Source organism: Lentibacillus sp. CBA3610, assembly GCF_013373365.1.
Lineage (GTDB): Bacteria > Bacillota > Bacilli > Bacillales > Amphibacillaceae > Lentibacillus.
Genome location: NZ_CP035925.1, coordinates 1525749 through 1546682 on the forward strand (window position 1 = coordinate 1525749; position 20934 = coordinate 1546682).

24 protein-coding genes and 1 pseudogene are annotated in these 20934 nt (G+C 40.7%); 10 read left to right on the top strand and 15 right to left on the bottom strand.

Annotated features, from left to right (window positions below; translation table 11 throughout):
- Positions 1–10: 10 nt before the first annotated feature.
- The 3 genes and pseudogenes from Len3610_RS20790 to gpr all read right to left on the bottom strand — a co-directional run bounded on the left by Len3610_RS20790 (position 11) and on the right by gpr (position 2326).
- Positions 11–277, bottom strand: a complete 267-nt coding sequence (locus Len3610_RS20790; protein ID WP_255259835.1) for a stage II sporulation protein P — start codon at positions 275–277, stop codon at positions 11–13.
- Positions 278–335: 58 nt separating this feature from the next.
- Positions 336–953 (bottom strand): stage II sporulation protein P, encoded by a 618-nt coding sequence (locus tag Len3610_RS20795; protein WP_255259836.1) that lies wholly within the window; start codon positions 951–953, stop codon positions 336–338.
- A gap of 286 nt (positions 954–1239) precedes the next feature.
- Positions 1240–2326 (bottom strand): annotated as a pseudogene (gene gpr, locus Len3610_RS07770) (GPR endopeptidase).
- 188 nt (positions 2327–2514) lie between these two features.
- On the opposite strand from gpr, the gene rpsT reads away from it, so the two are divergent.
- Positions 2515–2784 (top strand): 30S ribosomal protein S20, encoded by a 270-nt coding sequence (gene rpsT, locus Len3610_RS07775; protein WP_176447443.1) that lies wholly within the window; start codon positions 2515–2517, stop codon positions 2782–2784.
- A 98-nt stretch (positions 2785–2882) separates the two neighbouring features.
- Here the strand turns inward: rpsT and holA are convergent, their stop codons facing one another.
- Positions 2883–3902, bottom strand: coding sequence for a DNA polymerase III subunit delta (holA, locus tag Len3610_RS07780; RefSeq protein ID WP_176447444.1), 1020 nt, complete (start codon positions 3900–3902; stop codon positions 2883–2885).
- A gap of 982 nt (positions 3903–4884) precedes the next feature.
- On the opposite strand from holA, the gene Len3610_RS07785 reads away from it, so the two are divergent.
- A complete protein-coding gene (locus Len3610_RS07785; protein WP_176447445.1) occupies positions 4885–5019 on the top strand; it encodes a YqzM family protein in 135 nt (44 codons plus the stop codon).
- A gap of 291 nt (positions 5020–5310) precedes the next feature.
- Here the strand turns inward: Len3610_RS07785 and Len3610_RS07790 are convergent, their stop codons facing one another.
- The 11 genes from Len3610_RS07790 to Len3610_RS07840 form a co-directional block, all read right to left on the bottom strand.
- Positions 5311–7587, bottom strand: a complete 2277-nt coding sequence (locus Len3610_RS07790; protein ID WP_176447446.1) for a DNA internalization-related competence protein ComEC/Rec2 — start codon at positions 7585–7587, stop codon at positions 5311–5313.
- A 9-nt stretch (positions 7588–7596) separates the two neighbouring features.
- Positions 7597–8160, bottom strand: coding sequence for a ComE operon protein 2 (locus Len3610_RS07795; protein ID WP_176447447.1), 564 nt, complete (start codon positions 8158–8160; stop codon positions 7597–7599).
- 71 nt (positions 8161–8231) lie between these two features.
- Entirely contained in the window at positions 8232–8813 is a 582-nt protein-coding gene (locus tag Len3610_RS07800) for a helix-hairpin-helix domain-containing protein (protein WP_176447448.1), read from the bottom strand.
- Positions 8814–9068: 255 nt separating this feature from the next.
- Entirely contained in the window at positions 9069–9818 is a 750-nt protein-coding gene (locus tag Len3610_RS07805) for a class I SAM-dependent DNA methyltransferase (protein ID WP_176447449.1), read from the bottom strand.
- A gap of 5 nt (positions 9819–9823) precedes the next feature.
- Positions 9824–10180 carry a ribosome silencing factor gene (rsfS, locus tag Len3610_RS07810; RefSeq protein ID WP_176447450.1) on the bottom strand — a complete coding sequence of 119 codons (357 nt, stop codon included), beginning with the start codon at positions 10178–10180 and terminating at the stop codon, positions 9824–9826.
- Positions 10170–10757 carry a bis(5'-nucleosyl)-tetraphosphatase (symmetrical) YqeK gene (gene yqeK, locus Len3610_RS07815; RefSeq protein ID WP_176447451.1) on the bottom strand — a complete coding sequence of 196 codons (588 nt, stop codon included), beginning with the start codon at positions 10755–10757 and terminating at the stop codon, positions 10170–10172. The genes rsfS and yqeK overlap by 11 nt, the downstream gene beginning before the upstream one ends.
- A complete protein-coding gene (locus tag Len3610_RS07820; RefSeq protein WP_176447452.1) occupies positions 10744–11313 on the bottom strand; it encodes a nicotinate-nucleotide adenylyltransferase in 570 nt (189 codons plus the stop codon). Before Len3610_RS07820 ends, yqeK begins: the two co-directional genes overlap by 14 nt.
- A gap of 23 nt (positions 11314–11336) precedes the next feature.
- Positions 11337–11627 (bottom strand): ribosome assembly RNA-binding protein YhbY, encoded by a 291-nt coding sequence (yhbY, locus tag Len3610_RS07825; protein ID WP_176447453.1) that lies wholly within the window; start codon positions 11625–11627, stop codon positions 11337–11339.
- A gap of 2 nt (positions 11628–11629) precedes the next feature.
- The gene (gene aroE, locus Len3610_RS07830) at positions 11630–12475 is read right to left on the bottom strand and encodes a shikimate dehydrogenase (protein ID WP_176449588.1); all 846 of its coding nucleotides are present in this window, start codon (positions 12473–12475) and stop codon (positions 11630–11632) included.
- 16 nt (positions 12476–12491) lie between these two features.
- Complete coding sequence (gene yqeH / locus Len3610_RS07835) at positions 12492–13592, bottom strand: ribosome biogenesis GTPase YqeH (protein ID WP_176447454.1); 1101 nt, start codon at positions 13590–13592, stop codon at positions 12492–12494.
- A gap of 2 nt (positions 13593–13594) precedes the next feature.
- Positions 13595–14110, bottom strand: a complete 516-nt coding sequence (locus Len3610_RS07840; protein ID WP_176447455.1) for a YqeG family HAD IIIA-type phosphatase — start codon at positions 14108–14110, stop codon at positions 13595–13597.
- A 385-nt stretch (positions 14111–14495) separates the two neighbouring features.
- On the opposite strand from Len3610_RS07840, the gene Len3610_RS07845 reads away from it, so the two are divergent.
- The 8 genes from Len3610_RS07845 to mnhG all read left to right on the top strand — a co-directional run bounded on the left by Len3610_RS07845 (position 14496) and on the right by mnhG (position 20694).
- Entirely contained in the window at positions 14496–14642 is a 147-nt protein-coding gene (locus Len3610_RS07845; RefSeq protein WP_176447456.1) for a sporulation histidine kinase inhibitor Sda, read from the top strand.
- 288 nt (positions 14643–14930) lie between these two features.
- Positions 14931–17339: a Na+/H+ antiporter subunit A gene (locus Len3610_RS07850; protein ID WP_176447457.1), complete on the top strand. Its 2409-nt coding sequence runs from the start codon at positions 14931–14933 to the stop codon at positions 17337–17339.
- Positions 17336–17767 carry a Na(+)/H(+) antiporter subunit B gene (locus Len3610_RS07855; protein ID WP_176447458.1) on the top strand — a complete coding sequence of 144 codons (432 nt, stop codon included), beginning with the start codon at positions 17336–17338 and terminating at the stop codon, positions 17765–17767. Before Len3610_RS07850 ends, Len3610_RS07855 begins: the two co-directional genes overlap by 4 nt.
- Positions 17768–17769: 2 nt before the next feature.
- Entirely contained in the window at positions 17770–18108 is a 339-nt protein-coding gene (locus Len3610_RS07860; RefSeq protein ID WP_176447459.1) for a Na(+)/H(+) antiporter subunit C, read from the top strand.
- On the top strand, positions 18101–19591 hold the full coding sequence (locus Len3610_RS07865; RefSeq protein ID WP_176447460.1) for a Na+/H+ antiporter subunit D: 1491 nt from the start codon (positions 18101–18103) through the stop codon (positions 19589–19591). Before Len3610_RS07860 ends, Len3610_RS07865 begins: the two co-directional genes overlap by 8 nt.
- Positions 19591–20067 (top strand): Na+/H+ antiporter subunit E, encoded by a 477-nt coding sequence (locus tag Len3610_RS07870; protein ID WP_176449589.1) that lies wholly within the window; start codon positions 19591–19593, stop codon positions 20065–20067. Before Len3610_RS07865 ends, Len3610_RS07870 begins: the two co-directional genes overlap by 1 nt.
- Positions 20067–20342, top strand: a complete 276-nt coding sequence (locus tag Len3610_RS07875) for a Na(+)/H(+) antiporter subunit F1 (protein ID WP_176447461.1) — start codon at positions 20067–20069, stop codon at positions 20340–20342. The genes Len3610_RS07870 and Len3610_RS07875 overlap by 1 nt, the downstream gene beginning before the upstream one ends.
- Positions 20329–20694, top strand: a complete 366-nt coding sequence (gene mnhG, locus Len3610_RS07880) for a monovalent cation/H(+) antiporter subunit G (protein WP_176447462.1) — start codon at positions 20329–20331, stop codon at positions 20692–20694. The genes Len3610_RS07875 and mnhG overlap by 14 nt, the downstream gene beginning before the upstream one ends.
- Positions 20695–20934: the final 240 nt, after the last annotated feature.

Consider the following 20934-nt stretch of genomic DNA (forward strand, 5'->3'; position numbering starts at 1 on the left):
CCAGTAATAATCACTGAACCACTTCTGCCATTGCCATCTGCCGTACGGTATAGTTCATCCAAATGATACCAACCCCTCCGAATTCGATCAGCATGGCATTCGGTGATAAATCCTGATTATATACACCATTGCTTCCTGATCCGTTTTTGGTATGACGCCCCTGCTCAACAGGGTATTTCTCACCATCTCGTGCAGCTGATTGGCAATTTCCAGATCTTTCATACTCGGCATATTTTGCCCCGAACGACAAACATGAACTCTGGCATTTTCCCTTCAATTTCTTTGGTTCTCCCTTCGAATCAGCAGGTGTAAATCAAACGAAAAAACTGAAATCATCACTGCCAGCAATGCCTCTTGAAACAACCTCTCTGGAAGCTCATAGGACTCATGGTATTCCAGATCCTGATCATTAAAAATATCATAATGTCAGTTTGATCAACTCTCCCATAGCCAAGTGAATCGGCAAATCGTTCACTGACCTTTCCAATATTCACCTCTCCATGCTGCGCCTTATCAGGATCATCAACTTCAGGGAGATGAGGTAGAAAGGATTCCCGGTTATGGGTGTTGTAAATAAAGACAACATCGCGTTCTCCCGTACTTGGCGTTTCCTCTTCCTGGTCTTCATCCTCCGATTCTTCCGTTTCTTCCTGTTTTTCCTCTTCCTCGACAACGGCTTCTCTTTCCTCTAAAACATCTTCAAGCGGTGGTGCTGACTCAACTGGTAAATTGGTATAATCCGTCCCTTCACCAGCTATAATGATTTCGTTCTGAAAGGTTAAGAAACCCGGGAGTTCCTGTCCCAATAAACTTCTGGTGTCGCTCGGCCGGATATTTGTTGCCATCTCAAACAGCATATTCGATATTTCGGGCAACTCCTGATCATCGGGATAAGCTTCCTGGAAAGCTCTGTTTTCCATTCCCATTAAATATAAAAAAGTTGTGGAATCCAAATCGCTTGTCCAGTTTGTAATGGTATTGGACGAAATCCGGTAGGCCGGCGAGACCGTGGTTAAAAGGCCGACTACAATGAATAAAGCAGCCACACAGATTATATAAATACTGCTCTTTTTATAAAAATGCCGTAATATCTTTTTATTTTTCGGACTGTTATCCTTTCAAGATACATGGTCCACCCCTCTGAAGAATTTCCTGCTATAAATCTATGAAATAACTTCAGAAGCTAGAACCAAATTCTTTATATAAAAAATTATCGTAATAGAATAATAAACGTAGACATCAGCGCGTGTATGACGCAAAATTCTCGACGGTCACCTGATCATGCAAAGCAGCATTTAATCCTGTTGCAATCACTGTCGCCATATCTTTCATGAAACCATCCACTCTTTCGGGGTACCATAAATTATGGCCTATTGGGGTTAAACTCCTGAATCAACGACTCTTTCTTCTTCTGACAATTTGCCTACAATTCCGAGAAATGTTTCGCGCTCTTCTTCATCCGGCAAGTCGTCTTCCGTGAATTCCTTATGTCCAAAAGATAATCCTGCAGGTGCCAATGACTTTGATGGTTTATCCTTATCCCGCAACTCTCTGCCAAAATGCTTCAGCATAAAATCGATTGTATCACTTGTGATTGTCACAGCATCCACAACTGTCGGAACACCACAAGCGAAGACGGGAACGCCGATTGTGTCTTCACTAATTCTTCCGTTTTATGCCGACCCTGAGCCCGGGTGTATGCCTGTATCTTGAAATCTGGATGTTTCATTAACGCGTTCAATTGACCGGACGCAAGCGCATCAACAGCAATAACAAAATCCGGTTTGAACTTCTCGACAATCCCAAAAATGATGTTGCTTGTTTCGATACCCGTTACACCCATTACCCCTGGCGTAACAGCTGCCAGCGGGCGATAGCCTTCTGATACCGATTCATGCTCCATCTGAAATAAATGACTGGTCACGAGCACTTTTTCAACTGACATAGGTCCCAATGCATCAGGGGTGACATTCCAGTTGCCAAGTCCGACAATCAAGCCGGTCCCATCTGCAGGTACCTTGCTTTTTGCCATTAATTCTTCCAACTCTTTACTAAAAATTTTTGCAGCTTTTTCCTGTTTTTTTGTATCCTGTTTTTTAACCCCGTCGGCATAGATTGTTATATATGATCCCTGTTTTTTTCCAAGACGCTGTTCTCCCTCAGCATCTATATCGACGTAAGTTATGGCAATATCATCTTCTTTTTTTTCTTTAATGGTCACGCCTTTTACATCTTGTTTTTGCTCTCCTTCATTTTCCACGTACATATCTCTGGACTCGACTGCCAGGTCTGTTCGGACGTTAAATTGTTGATCATTATCTGCCATGATTAGTCCTCCTTTTTGCTTGAAGAAGCTTTATTAACAGGTTTGACTATTTCCCCCTAAATCATACAGCAGACGGCAAAGCTGTTGAAAAGCTTCAATCCGTCTGATAAAATTACGTTTGCTACACTTGAAGAAATTATTTTTTCAGTGCTTCATGATGAACAGTCTACACTGGGAGGTGAGTTTAAGTGGCAAATATCAAATCAGCAATTAAACGTGTCGATATTAATCGAAAAAAACGTGCTCAAAATACCGACTTTAAAACAAGTATGCGTACAGAGATCAAGCGTTTGGAAAAACTGATTGATGAGAAAGATGCAGAAGGAGCAAAAGCTGCTCTCTCAACTACCTTTAAAAAGATTGATAAAGCTGTCCAGCATGGCGGCATCCATCAAAATAACGGAAACCGTCAGAAATCACGTTTAACGAAAAAGGTAAACGAATTACAGAGTGCATAAAACAATGATGGCACATAAGCCGGACGAGCTTATAAGTGCCATCGATTTTAAATCTGCTCATAAAAAAAACGATCCTGTACAATGGATCGTTTTTATAATCAGTTATAGGTCAATTCATGCAGCAATAGTTCGAATGCAAGTCCTTTTTCCATTTTGCCCTGCTTAATGGCTGCATCGGTTTGGGTTAACTTATCCATGATGGTTTGCAGACGGTCAACCGTGAACTTCCTTTCGCGCTGACCAGCCATTTTGATCACATATGGATGCGCTCCGATTTGTTTTTGCATCTGAAATTGGCTATACCCTTTTTGGCTCATCAGCTTCACTCGTAAAATTGTCCGGAACTGAAACGCAAGCAATGCTATCAGACCAATTGGTTCCTCATTCATTTTTTCCAGATCTTTATAAATCGAAACAGCTTTATCCAGTTTGCGCTCAATGACAGCATCAACAAGCCTTAGTGATGAATTCGTTTCCGTATGGGAAATCAGATTTTCTGCAATTTCCTTCGTGACAACACCATTTTCACCAACATATGCGGACAGCTTTTCCAATTCATTTCGCACTTGATGCAGATTGGTCGATAATTCCGACTCAAGCATTTCATAGGCATCTTCCTCAATTATCATTTTCATACTGCCGGCCAGATTTTTAATCCAGTTCTTCAAGTCGTAATCCTTAATTGGATTACATTCTGCGGTAACACTATGCTGTTTCAGCACTTTACTGATTTTTTTACGTTCGTCAATTTTCTCATAAGATGCCGTAAATACAATAACAGCATAATCTGTTGGCTGTTCCAGATAATGAATCAGAACATTCAAATCATGTTCGAACGGTAATTTATCCGGTTTTGCTTTTAAAAACGAAGGATTATGGGCCATGATCAATTTCGTTCCGCCAAAAAAAGGGTATGTCTCTGCATCGGTAATGACTTCCTGAACAGGCGTTTCCTCTAAATCATAAACAGACAAATTTTCATCGGCCGCTTCTGGCAATACTGCCTCTGTTATATGTTTTGTTATATTTTGTATAAAATAAGATTCTGTTCCATATAATAAATATACAGGTGCAATCTGCTTTTGCTTGACTTGCTGTAATACGTTCATATATGACATGCGGTTCACTCCAATTATACGATATCATTAATCGTAAATCGTAACCACTGAAATGACAAGTCATACTGCTGAAATAAATTGGCTCTTTTCGTAAACGTTGTTGCTTAGTCGATGTAAACTGCGATACTCTGAAAAATTTGAGTGCAATGATACCGCTACGGAAATACGCTTCGCTTTCCGCGGGCGGCTGGTGAGCCTCCTCGTGCTCGTCGTGTTGCAAGATTTTTCGGTGAAGCAGCACTCCTCGCAGAAAAAGATTGCTGGCGCACTGCGGGTCTCACCTATGCCTATCCTCCCGCTGGTGACTTTCTGTACATTAAAAGTTTTTCACTAGGACAGAACATGACACGGAGCTGCGAAAAATACGACACTCCTGCTGGAAAGGAACAGTCTGAAGACCCCGCAGCGAGCGTTCAAGGAACAAAGGCTAAATTCGCCACGTCATAGCCAACGCCTCCGCGAACCAACATCGTGTTGGCCCGCGAGCGAAGGAGGCCTGAGGCGTTCCCCGCGGAAAGGGAGTATCCGCAGCGACGGACGAGCACTCAGGTCCCGATAGAATGGAGAAACACATTCCAAAGTTGTTTCGCAGTATGATTTTGCGGCAAAAAAAACAACTTTGAAAAAAACATATTCCTGGCCATCGGAAGGCGAATGGCAGGAAAAAATATTGTGAGCCCTGAGGGAAATGGTGCTTCATTTCCCCCATGATCTATATAAACGTTTAAAATCCAGCCCTAGGAACTAAATTTTAAACGATGTTTGTAGTTATAGCGTAACCTTTATAGCCAAAAGTATAGATGTCAACTCTTTCTAATAATGGCTCAACATGCATTCAGCCGCTTTTCGACAGCCGTATTGCAAGCCCTTGATTCAATAAAATAACAATCCTTCAGGGAATGCCTTCATTAAAATTTCTTGATTTAAAAGTGGATTTTTTTATGTATTTATTTTATACTGGAACTATATAGGAGGGGTAAAAGTGAACGATTTTGAAAACGATGTACAGTCAAAAAATAACGATGTTGTCGATTCCATCAAAGGATTTAGCTTCTCTTTTATTTTCTTTGTTCTGATTTTCGCTATCGGTGCACTCGTTAATGTTCTCGGCTCCTGACTGTTAACCTCACTTATACTTGGAAAAACTCGGCATTCGTTTGGTCTTATAACGAGTGTCGAAGTTTTTTGCAGGATCTTCCATAATTTCTATTTTCTGAGACTGTTATCTCAAAGCTCACGGGTCACCCTAAGGTGGCCGAGTGTATTTCCGAAGCGGTGTTATTGCACTCAAATTTTTCTATGCCGCAGTTTATATCGACTACAAGGTTAGAAAGCAACAAAGTTTACGAAAAGTGCCTTATAAAAAGAGACTGCTGTGAATGACAGTCTCTTTTCGTGTTAATACAGCCTATGGAAGATATGTGGAAAATGTTCCTTCTGATTCCTTAAAATAATAGTGAATGGCTCCACTTTCATCTGTCCGGAAAATCCTGATGTTTTCGTCTTCAAGTCCTTGGATCACATCGCTGTGCGGATGACCATACATATTATTTTCACCTGCCGAAATAAGGCCATATGCAGGTTGGAGATGTTTTAGAAACATTGGGTCTGTCGACGTGCTGCTGCCATGATGCGCAACCTTCAGTACATCAGCAGTCAATCCGGGATATTTATTTATGATGTCCATCTCCGTATCACTGCCGATATCACCAGTAAAAAACCATGTTTTCCCGCCCATTTCAGTATATAGGACAAGCGAATTTTCATTCGTATTTTGCCGGTCCTCCTCAGGTGACAAGACATAAAACGGCTGATCACCGATCGTTATTATTTCCCCTGCCCTTGCCCGAATAATGCCTGCTCCATTAGCTGCCAGGCGTTGAGATAGTTGTTCGGAAAATGTGTAGTAGTTGCTGACAATAACCTGATCAATTGCCATGTCATCAACCATAAAAGGCAGACTTCCCATATGGTCTATATCAGCATGTGAAATAAAAACAGCATCAATACGAGAAATCCCTCTGGAATATAAATACGGTCTAATAATTTGTTTGTATACATTTTCAGAAATCTCGTTATCCTCAAAGGTCATTTGTGCACCCGCATCAATCAAAATAACACCTTTCCGGTAAGGCAGCTCCATTACAATCGCATCACCCTGCCCGATGTCAAGCATTGTTACATTTCCAAACGGTGAAAAATACGGTCTGATGACGATCATCATGATTAAAGCTGTTAGATAACAACCATATTTAAAAGCCTGCTTCAGCTGTTTTAGCTCCAGGTTCTTCATCAGCGCCAGAAACAATCCATAATATACAATAACACCAATTATCGGAAACGAGCCAATGACCCACGGAAAATATAATGTCTGATCAATAAACGCGATGAACGCTATAATGTGTTCATGAATCATGACAAAAAACGCATCAGCATATGAAACCAGTGAACTTGCTGCAGGAGCCATCAGTAAGAGGAGAAACATAAATGGTATGACAAATAAGGAAAAATATGGAACGACGATAAGATTTAATAAAATAGATAGTGGCTGAAACGTGAAGAAATATTCCACCTGAAGTGGTAAAATCATCATTTGGGAGACAAAACCTATATTCAGAACAGAGAAAAAGGAAATAGTCGTTTGCGATAGCCAGTTTTTAGACAGAAGCAGTCCAAGGGTAACACAAAACGATAATTGAAACCCTATGTGATAAATAATATGAGGATCCAGTAAGATCAACACCATAAAAACAATACTGATGACATCCGTAACACTGAACTTCCAATTCATTTTATTCGCTAACAGGAACAGAATCACCATTGCACTGGCCCGAAGTACAGATGGCTCACCACCTGCGAGCCACGCATAAAGCGGCAGGAAGAATATGACCACCCATTGCGCTTTTTCTTTGGTAAGAACATTCAGTTTAATGAGCAGGAAATATACCAATCCGACAACGATCCCTACGTGCAATCCGGAAATAGCCATGATATGCGACAAATTCCAGCGCTGAAACAATTCAATTATGTCATCTTCAATTCCAGTATCATCCCCAAGTACAAGCGCATTTAACCAGGCAGCTGTTTCAGGGGAAATTTCCTCCTGAACAAAAGTCAGCAGTTCACCGCGAAGCTGATAAATCCTATTCATGAATGATGATCCGGTGCACTCAAGATTTTCCAGTGAATCGATAACGACTTGATATGAGATTCCCTTTGACAGCAAATAATTCTGATAATCAAACTGCCCGGGGTTTCTGCTCGCATCCGGAACTTCCGGGCTGCCATGAACCGTACATGTTGCACCATATTTTAAACCATCTGTTTCTTCATTTTCGGCATCCTTGAAATGAACAATCAGGAACCTGCTGTCAGATGAATCATCTGAGAATTCAAAGGCAATGCGTGATTCCGACTCGGTAATTGAACTTGAAACTTGACCTGTGAAGGTTGATTGTTTTGATGTGGCAATTTCTTCAGGAGGTTTTTCCAGGACGGGGATATAGGTGTAAGCGAAAATGGAGAAGGTTAAGGAAATGAGAACCGTTATCTTCCCTAACCTCTGATCATAATACAGATACAATACCCAGAAAAAGAAAACAGCTAAAAGCCATTTTGAGGTAAATAAAATCGCCAAAAAACTTGCAGCTACGCCAAATGCCGGAATATGCCAATATCCTTTCATACCGGCACCCTATAACTTAAACAGTGATTCAGCCTCTGCTTTTAAGGCGTCATATTTTTCCGGATCATCTGATTGTGTCTTAAGTTCTTCCAACAGCTTGCGAATATATGCTTCCTTTTCCCGGAAATGGTAATCAACAGCCAGATCGGTTAATGCTACTTTTTTCGTTTCAATACCGGCATCCCTGAACAGCTCGATAGCATATGGATGGTTTTTATAATCCTCAGCATAATAAAGTGTTTTGATGCCGGCTTGGATGATTTGTTTAGAGCATTGCAGGCAAGGAAAATGTGTGACGTAAATTTCGGCGCCTTCAGTTGGGACCCCGAATTTAGCACACTGCAGGAGGGCGTTAGCTTCCGCGTGAATTGTACGGACACAATGACCATCAATCACATAGCATCCCTCATCGATACAATGGATCCCGCCGGAAACACTGCCATTATACCCGCCTGCAATGATCCGTTTTTCACGGACGATAGTTGCGCCCACCATCAGTCTTGTACAGGTGCTCCGGAGTGCCAGTAAATGACTTTGTGCCATAAAATATTGATTCCATGAGATTCTTTCCATAATTGTTTAACCACCTTTAGCTTGTCTCTCACTTTCAGTTTACATGCGGCTTATAAAATTCGTCAATTTGATTAAGGGACTTGTATATCCTCCTTTAATGAATCAAGGGTTTTTTCGCCAATGCCCGACACATCCAGTAAATCTTCCTCGGTTTCGAAAATCCCATTTTCATCACGGTATTGAATGATAGCTGCTGCTTTGGACGGGCCGATTCCGTTCAATTGTTCAATTTCTTCCTGTGTTGCATAGTTAATCCTCACTTTGTCATCCCCGTTGCCACCGGGTGAAGAACCGGAAACCTGCTCACCCATTTTCGGAATCATAATAATCATTTCATCTTGAACTTTTTGAGCCAGATTAACCATGGATTGGTCTGCATCCTCTGTGAAACCGCCAGCCATTTGAATGACATCATTAACACGTGATTCAGACTCGATTTCATATACACCCGGTGTCGCTACTTCCCCTTTCACATCCACCATCACGATGGCCGGTGCCTGCTCTTTCTCATTCAATGAATCAGGTTGCTCTTCCTGATTCTGATTTATTTGGGAAACATTTTCATCTGCATCATCATGGTTAAGAAATAAAAAAGCGGCAATCACGATAGCAATCACAATCGGAAATAAATATTTCTTGAATGGTTCAAACAATTTGGGGTCACATCCTTTGGGGAAATCAGGGGTAAGAAAAACATAGCTGCTGCCTCGTCTTTCCAGAAGCCAGAAGTAAGAGGCCGGATTGGGTGAAAACGGCGAGAGCTGATTTTATTTAAATTACATACTTTCTTTTCGATTGAAAAAAACCGGTGTACAAATGATAAAGGTCTACATATTTGAAGCCTATACCATAACTATTCGACATCGTTTGGCAAAATCCTCCCTCAAAAAATAAAAGATCGGAAAAAATTATTCCGATCGTTTGACAGCAGTTATGAAAATCCGTTCAGCATCTTCATTAATATAATGATGCGGTGAAAAATCACCGGCTAAATGCTGAAGGTCAAATCCGTTTTCATTTAGTAACCGTTTATAAAATTCGATGGGAAATGTGCATTGATGGTGCAACTCATCAAAACGGGAATATTTGTTATCATCCGCAACGAAAAATGTTAAATCATGATACATCTCCCCTTGTCGGTCGCCCTCAACACAAAACCATATGTAAGAAATATCATCATAGACTTCAGCAAACGTCTGGTTCACCATATTATTCCTGGCGTGATAGAGTGAATGGACATCGAAAATGAATATACCACCAGGTTTTAATATATTGGCTGTATTGGCAAACACAGTACGCAGCGCATCTTCTTCCGTTATATAATTTATGACATCACAGTAACTGATCGCCATATCCTGGTTTTCAATACCGGTCAAGTCAAGGAGATTTTGCTGCAGCCATTGAACCGGGATTTTTTCATTGCTTGCACGCTGTTCTGCAATGCTGAGCATATCACTGGAATAGTCCACACCAATCATCTGATAACCTGACCGGGCCAGCCGTGTTGTAATTTGACCTGTTCCGCAGCCTAAATCGGCTATTGAAACAACCGATTTCCCGAACTGTTGAATCATCGTCTCGGTAAAGAAGCGCCATTTATCGTAAGGGGCATCCTGCATGAGCTGATCATAATAATGTGCCATTTGCTGATAAGCCATTTTAACTACCTGCTATCGGTAAGATGGAGTTCGACTTTGGATGCATCGCCCCATAACCGTTCCAGATTGTAATAATGGCGTTCGTCTTTATGAAACACATGACAGACGATATCATCCAAATCAACTAAAATCCAGCGTGCCTGTTCAAAGCCTTCCATGCGCTTCACTTGAATATCCGTTTCATCCATCGACTCCTTAATTGCCCTTGCAATCGCCTGCACCTGCCGCTCATTACCCCCATGACAAATAAGAAAATAATCAGCCATTAGCGAAACATCCTGCATATTCAAAGCAACAATATCTTCTGCTCGTTTATCATCACATGCGCGTGCAATTACTTGAATGATTTCTTTATTGTCCATGAATGTTATTACCTCCATTTATTCGTAATGTTAAATCATTATATGCGTGAAACGTGTCCGGATAGACGGTCACATGTTTTCCGACAAGAAATTGAATCGTATTCCTGAGAGCCATCCAAGCGGCGCGGTTTAAGTCCGTTTTTGCCGTACTTCTTACTTCTTCTACACCGGGGAAAGATCTTCCCGGCTCAATATAATCCGCGACAAATAGAATAGTCTCCATTTTACTCATGCCAGCCCTGCCTGTTGTATGATAGCGTATGGCGTTTCGTATGTCCGGATCTGTCACACCATGTTCCTGCTTGATGATGACAGATGCCGCCGGACCATGCCATAATTCGTGATGGTAATCAATCAGGTCATTCGGAAGTTCACTTTCTTCAATAATCTGTTTCATTTTATCGAGCGGAAAGTACTTGGCATAATCATGCAAAATCGCTGCCAACCTCACTTTTTCAACGTCTTCATCATATATTCCTGCAAGTTCTTCAGCTGTTTCAGCCACTCTGAGTGTATGGTCAAATCTTTCCTGTTTAAGATGTGGCTTCACAATACTGATTGCTTCATCTGTCTTCATATAATTGCTTCTCCTTCAAGTAATTCTCAACTTTCTCAGGCACCATATATATAATCGAACGATTATGTGCAAGCCTTCGTTTTATCTCAGTTGAAGAAATTTCAATGAGCGGAGCATCAACTTCGGTAACTTGATACTCACTTTTTAAATCATATCCTTTTCGCTTAACCCCTATAAACCTGACCATATTGACAAGTTCAGCAATATGATGCCAGCGTGGCAGGTACTCGACCATATCAGCACCGATTATAAAATAAAAAACGGCATCAGGATGCTCTTTCTTTAACAGCTTCATTGTATCAAATGTATATGATTTCCCTAAACGATTCACTTCTATCGTTTCAACTTTGAAATGGGGATTTCCGGCAACTGCTCTCTCTGCCATTTCAACGCGATCTAATGTCTCGGCTACTGCCTTTTGTTTGTGCGGGGGTTCATGAGACGGCATAAACCATACTTCATCCAGGTCCATGGACTCACGAACTTCTTCAGCAATCATTAAGTGACCGATATGAGGGGGGTCGAATGTACCGCCTAATATACCAATATGTTTCATCGCAGTCTCCTTTTTTCCTCGCTTTAAGGAAGCTGAATACGTTTATTCTCTTCAGACGCTTTATACAATACAATCATATGGCCGATAATCTGAACAACTTCCGCGCCGGTTCCGGCCGAAAGCTGCTCAGAAACCGTGTGTTTATCTTCCATACAATTCTGCAGGATACTGACTTTAAGCAATTCTCTCTTCTCAAGGGCTTCATTAATTTGCTGAATCATATTATCATTAACCCCTGTTTTGCCCACCTGAAAAATCGGCTTTAAATGATGGGCTTCGGAACGTAAATAGCGTTTTTGTTTTCCTGTTAGCATTATTATCTTCCTTCCAATATAGATTGTAATGGCTGCTCCATATCATCAGCCGGCACCTTTTTGCCCGTCCAAATTTCAAATGCATACCGGGCTTGATACAAAAGCATCGTATGCCCGTAATGAATCGCTGCACCACTTTGATCAGCATCATGTAAAAATTGTGTTTTAATCGGTTGATAAACAATATCACTGACAATACTGGTGTTATCGATTTGTTCCAATGAAAGGATCGTATCGTTAACATTCGGTTTCATCCCGACATTCGTCGTTTGGATAATCAAATCATAATGATTAAGTTTTGCTTCGGCTTCTTCCAATGACAAAATTGACGTATTCATTTCCGAGTCACCTGATACAGCAATCGATTCTGCACTCGATTGTGTCCGGTTGGCAATATCAATTCGTGTGAAACCTGTTATGGACAAACTTTTGAATATACCCCGTGCTGCACCACCGGCTCCAATGATTAGTATGTTACAATGATTATTCTTAAAAATAGATGGATGATGGTGTCGCAAACTCGTAACATAGCCTATACCATCTGTATTGTAACCGATCCATTTCCCATTTTGCTGTACAACTGTATTAACGGCCCCAATTTCTTGAGCTGCAGCATCTAATTCATCAAGAAAAGGTATGATTTGTTTTTTATAAGGGACAGTCACATTAAACCCATCGAACTGACTGTCCATGATATCCTGAAGTGCTTTTTCAAACGAATCTTTCGGGTCTATCTCCAATGTTAAATATTCCCCTGATAGTTCAGCCTTATTTAGAAAATGCCGGTGAATCCATGGTGACAGTGAGTGCTTAACAGGGAAACCGATCAAACCTAATTTATACTGCAATTGCATCCTCTCCCCCCTAGATAAAGGATTTTCTTAATGACACCTGTACACCTTTCGGGCTATGTGCTTTAACCGTAATACCACCCTCGGGCACTGTCACCCATCCGAGCCCGGGAAAGACAATGTCGGTTTTTTCATGCTGCAATCGGAATGTACGCTCTGTAAGTTCTGGTATTTTTTCAAGCGTGTCGTGGCCTGGTGGCGACAAAAGCCCGCCTCGATGTTCGTTTAACAGATTATCCGCGTTTTTCAATTTGGTCCGGTGAATGGCCAACTCATTCGAAAAATAACAAACAAACGATTGCCTTTCCCCTTTAACGAAATCAAGACGTGCAAGCCCGCCAAAATAAAGGGTTTGCTGGTTATTCAGCTGATAAACCCTTGGCTTGATTTCTTTTTTTGGGGTAATGAGTTTCAAATCGTGATCCGAAACATAATGTGCCATCTGCTTTCGGTTAACGATGCCGGGTGTATCAATTAGCGCCGTATCATCATCAAGCGGAATTTCAATAAAACCTAAGGTCGTGCCGGGAAAATAGGAAGTTGTGATCGCATCCTTCGTTCCGGTTGTCTTTTGGATTAATTTATTAATGAACGTGGATTTTCCGACATTTGTCATTCCCACGATATAAACGTCTTTCCCGTTTCGGTATTCTTCAATTGCCTCAGTCAGACCAGACATTCCATGGCCTTTTACGGATGAAATCAGATAAACGGCCTCAACGGATATACCTGCCTCTTTTGCAGCTGTTCGAAGCCATTTGGTCAATTTATTGTGGTTTGTCGACTTTGGCAATAAATCCATTTTATTCGCTGCCAAAATAACCTTTTTATTGCCGACGATACGAGGCAGGCTTTCAATCATAGTCCCATCTACATCAAAAATATCAACTAAGTGAACCACAAGACCCTCTTGATCCCGAATTTGACTGATCATCTTCAAAAAATCATCATCCGTCATGGAAACATCCTGTATGTCATTATAATGTTTAAGACGAAAACAGCGCTGACATAAAACCGTTTCTTTTTCTGCTGCTGCTTTTGGTGTATATCCGGCTCTATCCGGATCAGTCGTTTGGATAGAAACACCACAGCCTTGACAAATTAGTTCTTCCATTCTCATTCCTCCCAGGTTATCTTACCCTTCTTACGCATATAACTTAATACTCGCCGTTCAATTTTCCGGTTAAACTGAGTAACTTTTCCATCGGTCTCGACAATAGGAACAACAAGTATTGTATAAAAACCTGCAAGATTGCCGCCAAGTACATCTGTTAAGACCTGGTCCCCTATGACAACAATTTCGTCTTTAGTCAACTCCATTTTTTTTGCAACCCGTTTAAATGCGTATCTCAATGGTTTTCTGGCACTGAAGACAAATGGCGTATCGAGTGGCTCGGAAAAAATCTTTACCCGCTCCATTTTATTATTCGATATAATCGTCACTTTAATGTTATGTTCTTTCATCCGTTTGAACCATTCAATAACTTCCGGAGTTGCATCGGCAACATCCCAGGCAACTAAAGTGTTATCCAAGTCAGTTATTATCCCTTTAATTTTTTTCGCTTTTAACGATTCCGGATGAATATCAAAAATGCTATTCACATGTTCGTTTGGCAACAAGTAATTCAGCAACTTTACACCTCTTACTCCATTATTAAGTTTATTCTATCAGGCTTTTTTCATATTGATATAAATAACAATCAATACTATAAGTTCATCTTATAATAACTTTCCATCATAGAAAAGATATTCCATATGAAAACAGCCGTCAAGTAACAGGTATTATACCAGGAAACGTTCGACATTTTCTTTCATTATTCGATTTGTGGATAACTTTATACACAAAATCCACAGCGAAACATCAACATTTTTCGCCTGTTTTTCCCATTTATACACAAGTTATCTACAACCGCCTGTAGATAGTTATTATCTTGTTCTCTTATCTATTTCGTGATAAATTATTACCAATCAACGTGATACAAACCTTGAAGTTCAAATAGTTGGGAGGGCTATATTCATGAAGTATTTATCTGACGAGTTGCTGGTGGAATCCTATCATAAAGCAAATGAATTAAATTTAAGCCCTGATTTTCTCTTATTGATTGAAAAGGAAATTAAACGCAGAGATTTATGGCATAAAATTAAATTTGGAATACATGGTTAACTCTAACCGGAAAGGTGGTGCCCGTACAGGAGATTAATCCGTTCGAGTACCTTCTTTTTTTATTCAGGCAACATTGTAATTACTCCAATTATATTATAATCCCCCGCTTTTTGACATAAAAATTTTTAATCAATTCACCGTATTTCTTCCTATTTAATAAGCAGAATAATAATAGCGTTACCGGAGATTTCTTACATGCAAACCGCTCTAAAATACGTTATAATAACAAATTGATTGCACATATAACCGTGATAATTTTCATTTACAGTTTTATAGGAGGTATTCCACTTGACGATTTTACACTGGGCGACATTATCTCCCTTTTTATTTGCCCTGCTGATTCCAATGCTTTATAAATATATAAAACGAATACATACAGGATGGTTTGTGCTCATAGTCCCACTTGTTTTATTTATTTATTTTCTATCCTTTCTGCCGGTAACATCATCAGGCGGGTCAGTCAATCAGACCTTAAACTGGGTTCCTTCACTCGGAATTAATTTCAATCTTTACGTGGATGGTTTAAGTCTGCTATTCGCCTTATTAATCACCGGTATTGGCACATTAGTCGTGCTTTACTCGATATATTATTTGTCAAAAGGAACTGAAAAACTGAATAATTTCTATGTTTATTTAATGATGTTCATGGGTGCAATGCTGGGTATTGTCTTATCTGACAACATCATTGTTATCTACGTATTCTGGGAAGTTACAAGTATTGCCTCTTCACTGTTAATCAGCTACTGGTTCTACCGTAAAAAATCAATTGATGGTGCCGTAAAATCCATGCTGATTACAGTTTTTGGCGGTCTTTCCATGCTTGGGGGATTTTCCCTGCTATATGTTATCAGCGGTACCTTCAGTATTCGTGAACTGATTGCAAATGCAGATATGATAGCTGAAAGCAGCCTGTTTTTGCCTGCAATGCTGCTTGTTCTGCTCGGCGCCTTTACAAAATCGGCCCAATTTCCATTCCACATCTGGCTTCCGGATGCCATGGAAGCACCGACACCGGTCAGTGCATATCTTCATTCGGCAACAATGGTTAAGGCAGGTATTTACTTAGTCGCACGATTGACCCCTGTATTTGGCGGTTCTGCTGAGTGGTTTTGGATTATTTCCATCGCCGGTACTGTCACCTTGTTCTGGGGGTCGATTTCTGCAGTGAGACAAAAGGATTTAAAATCCCTATTGGCTTTTTCCACAATCAGCCAGCTTGGTCTCATCATGACGTTGCTGGGGCTGGGATCGGCTGCCTTCTATTACAGCGATGGAATGGAAGACTCCTTATATACAACAGCTGTTCTGGCAGCGGTATTCCATTTGGTAAACCACGCCACGTTTAAAGGCAGTTTATTTATGACTGCCGGGATTGTGGACCACGAGACGGGCACCAGGGATATTCGAAAACTGGGCGGCTTGATGACCATCATGCCGATCACTGCTACGGTATCACTCGTCGGCTTGGCCTCAATGGCTGGTTTGCCGCCTTTTAACGGTTTTCTGAGTAAAGAACTTTTCTTACAGGCAACAGTGAATGTCGTATCATTTGACTTTTTCAATCTTGAAACATGGGGCGTTTTATTCCCTGTTTTCGCATTTGTTGCCAGTGTTTTGACATTCCTTTATTGCATTATCATGTTTGCTAAAGCCTTTACCGGAAAATTCAAACCCGAGAATTACGATGCCCATGTGCATGAAGCACCGTGGGGAATGCTTATCAGCCCTGTCATTCTCGGTTCATTGGTTATTATTTTCGGTTTATTCCCGAATATACTCTCTTCTTCCATCATTGAGCCTGCAATGGCAGCCATTATGCCGCATACTCAGGGTTTTGATGTCAAAATATCACACTGGCATGGCTGGTCCAGCCCGGCATTATGGATGACGATTGGTGTGATTGTATTTGGGCTGGGGTTATACATGTTAATGAATAAGTGGTCGCAAACATCATTTTACTTAAAGGAACGTGATCCATTAAATCAGGTTTATGATAATTGGTATGACGGTCTGGTAAAAGGTTCACAGACCGTAACAAGGATTCAGATGACCGGACTCTTGAGGGATTATATCGCCTACATGGCTATATTTATTGTGATGTTGCTTGGCTATTCGATGATTCGTTATGATGCGTTTGCCATTGATACAGCACATGTATCAGAAGTCACACCATACATGTGGCTGCTTGTTCTTGCTTTTACTGCGGCGACAATTGCTGTTCCGTTTATCAATAACCGTCTTACAGCTGTGATTGTCATCAGCGTCATTGGATTCTTACTGTCACTGTTCTTTGTGCAATTTAGGGCACCGGATTTGGCTCTGACGCAGCTGCTCGTCGAAACAGTTACGATTATATTATTTATGCTCGTTTTCCAGCGTTTGCCAAAGCTGAAAAAAGAGAAATCACGCCCCCGGTTTAAGCTTGTGAACCTTATCGTATCGATAGGTGTTGGCGGGATCTTTACGATGATCGCATTAAGTTCCTTTGCATTTGGAAGCGATGTGAACTACGATTCCATAGCTGAGTACTTTATCGAGAATTCCAAAGAGTTAGCGGGCGGTTATAATATGGTTAACGTGATTCTGGTTGATTTTCGCGGATTGGATACAATGCTTGAGATTCTGGTACTTGCCATTGCGGCACTGGGCGTCTATACCTTAATAAAACTCCGCCTTAAAGGGAGTGAAGATGTATGAAACCAATAAAGAGCAACGAGGTTATGCTGCAAACACTAACACGAATTTTGGTGTTCATCGTTTTATCGTTTTCCATTTATTTGCTTTTCGCCGGACATAACCAGCCCGGCGGAGGGTTTATTGGCGGACTTATGACAGCAAGTGGCATTGCACTTCTCTATCTGTCATTTGATATAAAGTCAGTAAAACAATCATTGCCGATTAATTTTATTACTGTTATTGGAATCGGGCTTTTACTTGCCGTTGGAACCGGTATTGCAACCATGCTTCTGGGGTATCCATTTCTGACACAATTTTTTGATTACTTCTATTTACCTGTTTTCGGTGAGGCAGAGCTGACAACCGCTATTCCGTTTGATATTGGTGTCTATTTGGTGGTAGTGGGAGCAGCCATAACAATCTTTTTATCGATTGCGGAGGATGATTAATAATGGAGATTTTAATATCTGTCATGATTGGTGTTCTTTTTACGGTTTCTACCTATTTGCTATTATCCAGAAGTCTGCTTCGAGTTGTATTTGGTACATTGCTGCTTTCACACGGAGCACATCTTTTGATCATAACGATGGCTGGTCTGCAAAGGGGTGTATCACCGCTGTTAAGCCTTGATGCCGATGCTTATACAGATCCGCTTGTACAAGCTATGGTTTTAACAGCCATTGTGATTGCTTTCGGTGTTACATCATTTATCCTTGTATTATCCTATCGAATTTATAAGGTGCACCAGACAGATGATTTAGAAGAATTAAGGGGATCTGCTGATGAGTAATTTAGTTTTACTTCCGGTTCTACTTCCTTTTATTACCGGAGCGATTTTAATCTTATTTTATAAAAAACGGAGAACTCAGCGTGTAATCAGTGGTTTCAGTGCTATTGGCATGCTGATCTTATCCATTTACTTAGCCTATTATGTTTACCAGGAAAGTGTTGTTGTTTTAGAAGTCGGAAATTGGCCGGCACCTTTTGGCATTGTTATGGTTGCTGACATTTTTGCTACCATTATGCTTATATTATCAAGTATTGTGGGTGCAGCTTGTTTATTTTTTGCTTTCCAGACCATTTCCAAAGAGCGTGAAAAAACGTTTTTCTACCCTTTCTATTTCTTTCTGCTGACAGGGGTGAACGGCGCATTTTTGACAGGTGATTTGTTCAACTTATTTGTGTTTTTCGAAGTCATGTTGATTGCTTCGTACGTTCTGATTGTAATGGGTGGAACGAAATATCAGCTTCGCGAATCATTTAAGTACGTGATTATTAATATGTTCTCGTCAGCACTGTTTTTAATAGCCATTGCTTATTTATACTCAATCACAGGAACAGTCAATATGGCCCACTTGGGAGAACGCGTGGCCGAATTGGAACAAACCGGTATTGTGACCGTTGTAGCCGTGTTTTTACTAATTGTCTTTGCTGTTAAAGGAGCCTTGTTTCCTTTGTATTTCTGGCTGCCGCGTTCCTATTATGGCCCGCCTGCTCCCATTGCTGCACTATTCGGGGGACTGCTGACAAAGGTTGGAATCTACGCGATTATACGAATGTTTACATTGGTTTTTAATCATGATGTAGCATTTACACATAAAGGGATCATTACGGTTTTAGCCGGATTTACCATGCTTTTTGGTGTCCTCGGAGCTGTGTCGCAATTCGATTTTAAGCGTATCCTTTCCTATCATATTATAAGCCAGGTAGGCTATATGGTTATGGGCTTGGGGATCTACACGCCGATTGCTGTTGCAGGGGCTATCTATTATATCGTCCACCATATTATTGTTAAATCTGCTTTGTTTCTGTTTGCGGGAGCAACTGAGCGCATTACAGGAACAACTGATATCAAACAGATGGGCGGCGTGCTGAAAACACATCCTTACCTTGCCTGGATGTTCTTCATTACTGCACTCTCTTTGGCTGGTATTCCTCCGCTCAGCGGGTTTTTCAGCAAATTCCCGATTATTGTTTCCGGTTTTGAAGAGGATCAGCATATCATTGCAGGCGTTGCGCTGCTTGTCGGATTTTTGACGTTATTCTCCATGGTAAAGATTTTTCAATATACATTCTGGGGAGAACAAAAACATACGGAGGAACAAGCCAAAATTCCGGCCGGGAAAATGCTTTTGCCAACCGTACCCCTTGTTGCTTTAACCATTATTTTGGGACTGGCAGCTGAACCGATTTTCCAGTATTCCATGGATGCAGCACAACAAATCATGGATCCGTCGATTTATATCGAATCTGTCTTAAGGGGTAATGAATGATGGCTTTTCAAATCTTAATCAATATTACAATCGCGATTATATGGATGTTTTTGCAAAATAGCTACACTGCTTCAAGCTTTATAGTCGGGTATGGTATTGGCATATTACTTCTGCTTTTCCTGCGCCGATTTTTAGCCTTTGACTTTTACATGAAACGTGTCTGGTCGATTTTCAAGCTGATAATACTCTTTATAAAGGAATTGTCATTAGCAAACATTGATATGATGAAAATAGTTCTTGGACCTAAAAGCAACCTTAAACCAGGCATTATCGCCATGCCGACAAAACTTGAAACCGAATGGCAAATTACTTTGCTGGCTTGCCTTATTTCCTTAACACCCGGGACCATTTCCATGGATTTTTCCGATGACAACGAAATCATCTACATTCATGCCGTTAATGCTGGAGATAAGGAAGAAGTGATCAGGAATATTCAGAAGAATTTTGAGCAAACGATAATGGAGGCGACAAAATAATGTTCCAATTCATTCAATATATTGCGTTGATCACAATGTCAATATCTTTAATTATTTGTTTTATTCGAACGTTAATCGGCCCGTCCATTCCTGATCGAGTATTGGCTCTTGATGCATTTGGGATTAATTTGATCGGGTTTACGGGGGTCATTATGATTCTTCAGGATACCATTGCTTATTCTGACGTCATTCTGGTCCTCAGTATACTTTCATTTGTAAGTACTGTGGCAGTATCCAAATTTATCGAAAGGGGGACTATCTTTGAGCGTAACTGAAGTTATTGTCAGTATTTTCCTGCTTATTGGAGCTTTTTTCAGTTTGCTGGGAGCTCTAGGGCTCATTCGCCTGCCGGATGTCTACAACCGAGCTCATGCCGCGGGAAAAAGTTCAACATTTGGGGTCATCTTTCTTATATTGGCAACTTTTTTATTCTTTCTTTTTACTGGAGAATTTAATGCCAAGTTACTGCTTGCGATTCTCTTTGTTTTCCTGACAGCGCCATTGTCTTCTCTAATGGTTAGCCGTTCCGCGCACAGGACTGATGTCCCCCTTTATGATAAAAGCATTCGTGATGATTTACAGGAGACACATAAAAAGAAAGAAAAGAAGCAGCAAAAAGAAACATGACGATTTTTCGGACGGAACGCATATGTTGCCTCTGCTTAATAACAAATAAATATCTTCATAAAGATCATTATCTCCTGATAGACAGAATGGGGCGCATGCAGTTAACGATGACCGTTTAACTGCATGTTTTTTTGATAGTCAAAATTAACATAGTATGTATTTATGCATGAATGTCCATCCTGTTGTAAAGGATTGTACTTTTATAATCAACTCAAATCAAATTGACGCTTTCGTTTAAAA

Coding starts and splice junctions, on each gene's coding strand:
- holA (WP_176447444.1), bottom strand. CDS start 3,902: ATGTCATATATGAACGTATTACAGCAAGTCAAGCAAAAGCAGATTGCA.
- Len3610_RS07790 (WP_176447446.1), bottom strand. CDS start 7,587: ATGAAAGGATATTGGCATATTCCGGCATTTGGCGTAGCTGCAAGTTTT.
- Len3610_RS07795 (WP_176447447.1), bottom strand. CDS start 8,160: ATGGAAAGAATCTCATGGAATCAATATTTTATGGCACAAAGTCATTTA.
- Len3610_RS07805 (WP_176447449.1), bottom strand. CDS start 9,818: ATGGCTTATCAGCAAATGGCACATTATTATGATCAGCTCATGCAGGAT.
- rsfS (WP_176447450.1), bottom strand. CDS start 10,180: ATGGACAATAAAGAAATCATTCAAGTAATTGCACGCGCATGTGATGAT.
- yqeK (WP_176447451.1), bottom strand. CDS start 10,757: ATGAAGACAGATGAAGCAATCAGTATTGTGAAGCCACATCTTAAACAG.
- Len3610_RS07820 (WP_176447452.1), bottom strand. CDS start 11,313: ATGAAACATATTGGTATATTAGGCGGTACATTCGACCCCCCTCATATC.
- yhbY (WP_176447453.1), bottom strand. CDS start 11,627: ATGCTAACAGGAAAACAAAAACGCTATTTACGTTCCGAAGCCCATCAT.
- yqeH (WP_176447454.1), bottom strand. CDS start 13,592: ATGGAAGAACTAATTTGTCAAGGCTGTGGTGTTTCTATCCAAACGACT.
- Len3610_RS07845 (WP_176447456.1), top strand. CDS start 14,496: ATGAAGTATTTATCTGACGAGTTGCTGGTGGAATCCTATCATAAAGCA.
- Len3610_RS07855 (WP_176447458.1), top strand. CDS start 17,336: ATGAAACCAATAAAGAGCAACGAGGTTATGCTGCAAACACTAACACGA.
- Len3610_RS07860 (WP_176447459.1), top strand. CDS start 17,770: ATGGAGATTTTAATATCTGTCATGATTGGTGTTCTTTTTACGGTTTCT.
- Len3610_RS07865 (WP_176447460.1), top strand. CDS start 18,101: ATGAGTAATTTAGTTTTACTTCCGGTTCTACTTCCTTTTATTACCGGA.
- Len3610_RS07870 (WP_176449589.1), top strand. CDS start 19,591: ATGGCTTTTCAAATCTTAATCAATATTACAATCGCGATTATATGGATG.
- Len3610_RS07875 (WP_176447461.1), top strand. CDS start 20,067: ATGTTCCAATTCATTCAATATATTGCGTTGATCACAATGTCAATATCT.